Raw genomic sequence first — 5,816 nt, 5'->3', positions numbered from 1 at the left:
TTATCTTTTCTCAGTAGTTGTAACTTATATCTCTGTTTTTAGTCTAAACTCCAGTGCGTAAGTAGTTTTAAGATTATTTGTGCTTGAAACTGCCAAGAATCTTTATTGGTAATGGTATACGATGTAATAAAGGAAAAACAAGAAACACTTCGGAGTAAACTATCCACCCTTCTTTCGTTTTCCTTTCGGTTGACGCTTTACATCTCGCAAAAAATTACCTAAATCTGAATTTCTGCTAATGTCATAGTTACCTTCACCAAACTTATCCTTTAATTCTTTTTTATATTTATCAATTTCTTGTGGTACAGAACTACTAGATACAATATAGGTTTTTGCTGTCAAACTTAATGATGAATCAGTTTTTTTCAATAATTTGTAAAAGTATGTATATGTATTTATAACCTGCTCTTTTGCTGTTTTTATATCCTTACCCTTCAATTCTACAAAGCAGATAATCCTTTCGCTATCTTTCGCATAAAACACGATGAGATCACAGATTTTCATCCCTTCTTGATCTAATCTTAATAGTTTACGAAACTTACAATTAGGGTTTGATTTCTCATCTATATGAAAAAATAAAACTGTTTCACCACTTGCAGGTTGTAAACTTACCTCTATTCCATCTTCTTTATGACTTGTTTTCCCTGGTAGTAAACAACATGATAACAATAAATAATCGAAAGGCATTTTAAAATCACTCCTGAATTTAAGATTTAAGAGTGATTATGGAAAAATATGAGAAATATCATCTGACACATTTCCAAATGTTCCCCAATCTATACGCCCATTTTCATGTAAAATATTTTTAGCTGTACCATCTTCAAACAGATAAACAGAAACCTTTTCTTGAGGAATAAAAGCATCTGTTTGCTCTAAATAAAATCGTTCTTTAAGACTTTCTTTATCTTTATATTTAGCAGCTTTCATCAAATTAGAAAGATGATCAATAATATAAGGACTATGAGTTGTAATTAACACTTTTAAACCTGCTTGAACTAACATTGCTAAAAATTCTGTGATTTCTACTTGTGCTGCTGGGTGTAAATTCATTTCTGGTTCATCAATAATTAGTAGCTCATTCGGGAAAGCAAGATAACGCAAGTACAAAACTAAAGGAGCTAATTCTTTTACCATTGAAGAAGAAACTGTCATTTCTAATTTAATATTTTCTGATGGTTGATAAAGAATTTCTTGATCGAAATCAGAGTTGTCAACATTTACGTTACCTCCCAAAATATCATTTTCTAAAATTTCTGTTAATCGAAGATAATCCGAAATTTCGGGGTATAGTTGTCTTTCTTCTTCTCTTTCTATAGATGATTTCTCATATACGCTTTCCACTATATCTTTTAAAGATTTTACTGCCATGCTGAATTTTGTAGATACAATAGAAGAAAAATTTCCTTCTTCATCTTCATAATCCTCATGATCTTCATAATCTTGATAGTCTTCTATTTTTGTGGCTGAAGAAAAGAATGGTAAAACTCCAGTTCTTTCCGTAGGAAATATATATACATATGAATAAAAAGCTCTTTGAATTATCTCAAAAACTTCTTGAAGCAATATTTGTTCAAATACTCTTTTAGGTAATTTCTTCAAAATACTTTCTTCGGAAACTGAAACTATATAGAAATAAATACTTTTTTCATTTAATTCTTTAAGTATATATAGAGTATTTTTACTTTGAGAGCCAAAAGAAAGTTGTTGTTGTGAAACATGAGTTTTAATATGATCAAATATTTCTTGTTTAGCTTCTGCTAAATCAAACCTAACTTTCATATTTTCAAAATCAACACGCTCTGTTGCTAAAAATTTATTTATCCAGCTATGTGCTAAAGCAGAAACATCATTGATGTATGTTTCAATAAACTCTTCAGCAAAATCTATTAAATCAATCCGAACATTTCCTTCTTGCAAAAATTCTTCAACTGCATTATCTATAATTGGATATCTCTGCTGAGTCTTTTTATCAAGATAAGCTTTGCAATATTTCTCATATCCATATTCACCTAAAATAGATGCTAAAGTATAAGCTGTCCAAGTTTTTCCTGTTCCATTACCACCAATAAACACAGTTAAAGGCTTTAAATCAATTTCTGCCTTTTCAATAACACCTAAGTTAGCAATTTTTACTTTCATGGCAAATTTAATTTTAATTAGGGTTAAGAATATACAATTGACTACACCCTACCATTATTCGTAAATTCAGCAAATCATACCTATTACTGAATTACATATCTGAAAGGTTATATCTGGAATCATAGCAAAGCTGACTCTTACCTTACAGCAGATTTTCAGATCATACTCTTGCGCTCTTCTCTGCGGCTCTGCGTGAGATAAAAACTAAAAAAACGGAGAGGGGGAGATTCGAACTCCCGGAAGCTTTCACCTCACCTGATTTCAAGTCAGGCGCATTCGACCACTCTGCCACCTCTCCAAATTATTTGTCAGCATCGTGTGACACAAAAACTGACAAATAATATTATAGCCCATAATTACAAAATTGGCACAACTGAAGGGGAAGAATTATAGAAAATTTCTTCAGATACTACCTGGAAGTCTTCACCTACCCAAACTAAAGAAGCTTTTGTTACCACGCCACCCTCTAAAGATACCAGAGAAAAATTCCGTAACTTCACACCATCTTCTTCAATAATTCTGGGTACAGTAGCGGCGTTTAAGTAAATTGTTCCTTCTGGACTTCTAAATACAGCCTTCCTTTGCACCTTTTTAGTATGGCGGAGTGTGCGGTGCATATGGCCAAAGGTGACTAGGGAAACGGTTTTCTTCATGTTGAGACTTTGAGAAATCGCTTCCGCTAAATCTGGATCACCAAAATCACCCCCAATAGGATGCCAATCTTTCCCACAAGGATCTTCAGGGCGATCGCCTAAACCACTTGGGCCGTTGTGTCCTAAAAAAATTATATTGTCATAGGTAGTACTTTTCACCACCTTGACGATTTTATCTGCGGACTCCTCCAGACTAGAGACACCGTAACGTTCTTGACAGATTTCCGCAAATCTCCATTCGGGCCCACCCCAGGTAAAAGGACGACCCCCGACTATAGTTAAATTCCAATCAGGAAAATCCAATTGACCATAACCGACGTGGGTATCTCCCAATAAATCCAATTGTTCCTGTACCCAGTCTTCCTTGGTGCGGTCATAGGGACATTTTTTGCGTCCCCATTCAGTTGCCGAGTACCAGGCATCGTGGTTGCCCATTACCGCTGCTTTGGGAATATCCAGGGATGCGATCGCTCTTACCACTTCTACCGACTCATTCCCAAAATCTCCGACAAACAGCACCAAGTCTATACCCAAATGCTTGAGTGCTATACCGTCTTCTACTTCCCATTGATCGTGAACATCGCCAATTACAGCAATTTTCACTGGTTTTGATTGAGTTTTCTGACTGGTCATGCCACTTTAAAAAGCCGTATATCTCCAGGATATGAAACTCCACCGGATTTGCACATAAAATTCCCCACATCAACCGTCCACTATTTTTGGTAAAAACTACTATAATTGAATCCACAAGATAATAATTTGTACAAAAAAGTAGTTCCTAATTGTGTTTACAACTACACTTGCTCGGCCACAAGGTACACTGCCATTAGATTTATTTACTGCGATTGAGAATCTAAAAACCGACCTCAACGCGGTAATATTAGCCCATTACTATCAAGACCCCGATATTCAAGATATTGCTGACTTTATTGGCGATTCTTTGCAATTAGCTAAAGCAGCAGCACAGACAAATGCAGATGTGATTGTGTTTGCTGGTGTTCACTTCATGGCAGAAACAGCAAAAATTCTCAATCCTGATAAATTGGTGCTGCTACCCGATTTAGATGCTGGTTGTTCTTTATCAGATAGCTGTCCTCCCCAGGAATTTGCTGCTTTTAAAGCTGCACACCCAGATCATTTGGTAATTTCCTATATTAATTGCTCTGCTGAAATTAAGGCTATGAGCGATATTATCTGCACCAGTTCCAACGCCGTCAAAATTGTCCAGCAAATCCCCAAAACACAGCCGATTATTTTTGCTCCAGACCGGAACTTGGGACGTTATGTGATGGAACAAACTGGAAGGGAGATGCTGTTATGGCAAGGTAGCTGCATTGTTCATGAAACCTTTTCCGAAAAGAAAATTGTCGAATTAAAAACCATATATCCAGAAGCAGAAGCGATCGCCCACCCAGAATGTGAAACCAGCGTTTTACGTCATGCCAGTTTTATTGGCTCTACAGCCGCCTTACTTAACTATTGCCAAACCAGTCCTTCACAGGAATTTATCGTGGCTACAGAACCAGGAATCATCCACCAGATGCAAAAATTAGCCCCTGACAAACATTTTATTCCCGCGCCTCCACAAAATAACTGTAATTGTAATGAATGTCCATTTATGCGGTTAAACACCTTAGAAAAGCTGTACTTAGCTATGAAAAACCGCACCCCTGAAATTACCATGTCAGAGGAAATTCGCCTCGCTGCACTGCTACCAATGCAACGGATGTTAGCAATGAGCGTTTAATGAGAAATTAGCTTTGTAGAGTAGTAAAGGCTGCTCTACAAAATTTACTTAACCTTCTCAAAACTGTATGTAAATAAAACTCTCAACTAAGACTTAATCTTCTCAGCTTCTTGCTGCGCTGTCTCACTATATTTTTTGTATAACTTGGTTCTAATTTGAGCTTCTTGATAACGGCTATGATTAGAAGGAACCTGACTCATTAAATCAGAAGCCCTTTGCCACTTAGCGGCCAACTCTAACCACTGAGTTGCAGTTGTAGCTGTTTTACCAGCAGCAGAAGCTTGATTAGCAAGTCTTACAGCATCTGCGAATGGTTCTGCCAATGAATCATTTGATGACTTAGGCAGACTTTTGTTGGCGGCATCAGGTGATACCTGTGATTTCAACTCATTCTCTGTCTTCAAAGATGGTGAGATGTTCAGTGGAATCAGACTTTTTATTTGACTCCCCATTAAAAAATTAATTAGCCAAGCAACCAGAAGCACTGTGCATAAACCAGCAGCCCCTACTATCACTTTTTTAGTTGAAGTCTGATATTTATATGGTGTAGACAGTAGAGATTGACCTTTTGGTAAAATTGGTTTTCCAGATTCAGCATAGGCCGCTGTCAAATCTTGAATTAATTGCTTGATAATACCAGGTTGTACTAACGTAATTTCCTCTGACCACAATAATTGATTTTCGCGATCGCGGTTAATTTCTTCCAACCATAATAATTGCTCTTCCCTCACAATTCGACTATTGATATTAACTTTGCGAATATTACGCGGCGCAGTTGAATCAAGAATATGCTGAATCCTTTGTACCAGAGTAGATTGCTCAAGTTGCTCTACTGTAGCTGCCTCACACAAAAGTTGCAAAACACCATCAGCAAAAATTGCTCTAGTTCTGACACCAGACATAACTAGCTTTTCGTTCAACAGTTGAATAATCGCAGCAACACTACCCTGGTGAGCTTGCCAAGCGATATCATTTATCCTATCTACCATTTGTAGTTTAGTGATAGCTCTTACACCCTGACCTGTTAACGGACTTATTAATTTAGGACTCTGTTCTTACGAACTTCATCTAGTTTAAAATTGTATGAGTAAATAGATAATGTTGCAAAATAAAATTATTAGAACAGACCAGGCACCACAATCAGTACAGTAAGTTATGCCAACTACTAAAAAAAGCAGAAAGCCCCCTTGATAATATCAAGAGGGCTTTTTGTTGATGATTAATAGACCTGGCACCGAGCTATTTTGGCGTGGGGCAACCCCCAAACTATCGTCGCC

The 5,816-nt window shown here is 36.7% G+C and carries 5 protein-coding genes and 1 tRNA gene; 1 reads left to right on the top strand and 5 read right to left on the bottom strand.

From position 1 onward, the window contains the following. Positions 1-159: 159 nt before the first annotated feature. The 4 genes from VB713_RS28050 to VB713_RS28035 form a co-directional block, all read right to left on the bottom strand. Complete coding sequence (locus tag VB713_RS28050; protein ID WP_323314761.1) at positions 160-687, bottom strand: hypothetical protein; 528 nt, start codon at positions 685-687, stop codon at positions 160-162. A gap of 36 nt (positions 688-723) precedes the next feature. Beyond that, positions 724-2,139, bottom strand: coding sequence for an AAA family ATPase (locus VB713_RS28045; protein WP_323314760.1), 1,416 nt, complete (start codon positions 2,137-2,139; stop codon positions 724-726). Positions 2,140-2,352: 213 nt separating this feature from the next. Beyond that, positions 2,353-2,437 (bottom strand) — tRNA-Ser (locus VB713_RS28040). A 58-nt stretch (positions 2,438-2,495) separates the two neighbouring features. Continuing rightward, a complete protein-coding gene (locus VB713_RS28035) occupies positions 2,496-3,425 on the bottom strand; it encodes a TIGR04168 family protein (protein WP_323314759.1) in 930 nt (309 codons plus the stop codon). A gap of 151 nt (positions 3,426-3,576) precedes the next feature. Between VB713_RS28035 and nadA the strand changes: the two genes are divergently transcribed. After that, on the top strand, positions 3,577-4,539 hold the full coding sequence (gene nadA, locus VB713_RS28030; protein ID WP_323314758.1) for a quinolinate synthase NadA: 963 nt from the start codon (positions 3,577-3,579) through the stop codon (positions 4,537-4,539). Positions 4,540-4,625: 86 nt separating this feature from the next. Here nadA and VB713_RS28025 read toward each other — a convergent pair whose 3' ends face one another. Further along, a complete protein-coding gene (locus VB713_RS28025) occupies positions 4,626-5,528 on the bottom strand; it encodes a hypothetical protein (protein WP_323314757.1) in 903 nt (300 codons plus the stop codon). Between the last annotated feature and the right edge of the window lie 288 nt (positions 5,529-5,816).

Origin of the sequence: Anabaena cylindrica UHCC 0172 (assembly GCF_034931625.1) — a bacterium.
Classification (GTDB): domain Bacteria; phylum Cyanobacteriota; class Cyanobacteriia; order Cyanobacteriales; family Nostocaceae; genus Anabaena; species Anabaena cylindrica_A.
This window is presented reverse-complemented; position numbering and strand designations above follow the sequence as displayed.

Bases quoted from the DNA above. Each gene is read 5' to 3' on its own strand.
- VB713_RS28050 (WP_323314761.1), bottom strand. From the start codon at position 687: ATGCCTTTCGATTATTTATTGTTATCATGTTGTTTACTACCAGGGAAA.
- VB713_RS28045 (WP_323314760.1), bottom strand. From the start codon at position 2,139: ATGAAAGTAAAAATTGCTAACTTAGGTGTTATTGAAAAGGCAGAAATT.
- VB713_RS28035 (WP_323314759.1), bottom strand. From the start codon at position 3,425: ATGACCAGTCAGAAAACTCAATCAAAACCAGTGAAAATTGCTGTAATT.
- VB713_RS28025 (WP_323314757.1), bottom strand. From the start codon at position 5,528: ATGGTAGATAGGATAAATGATATCGCTTGGCAAGCTCACCAGGGTAGT.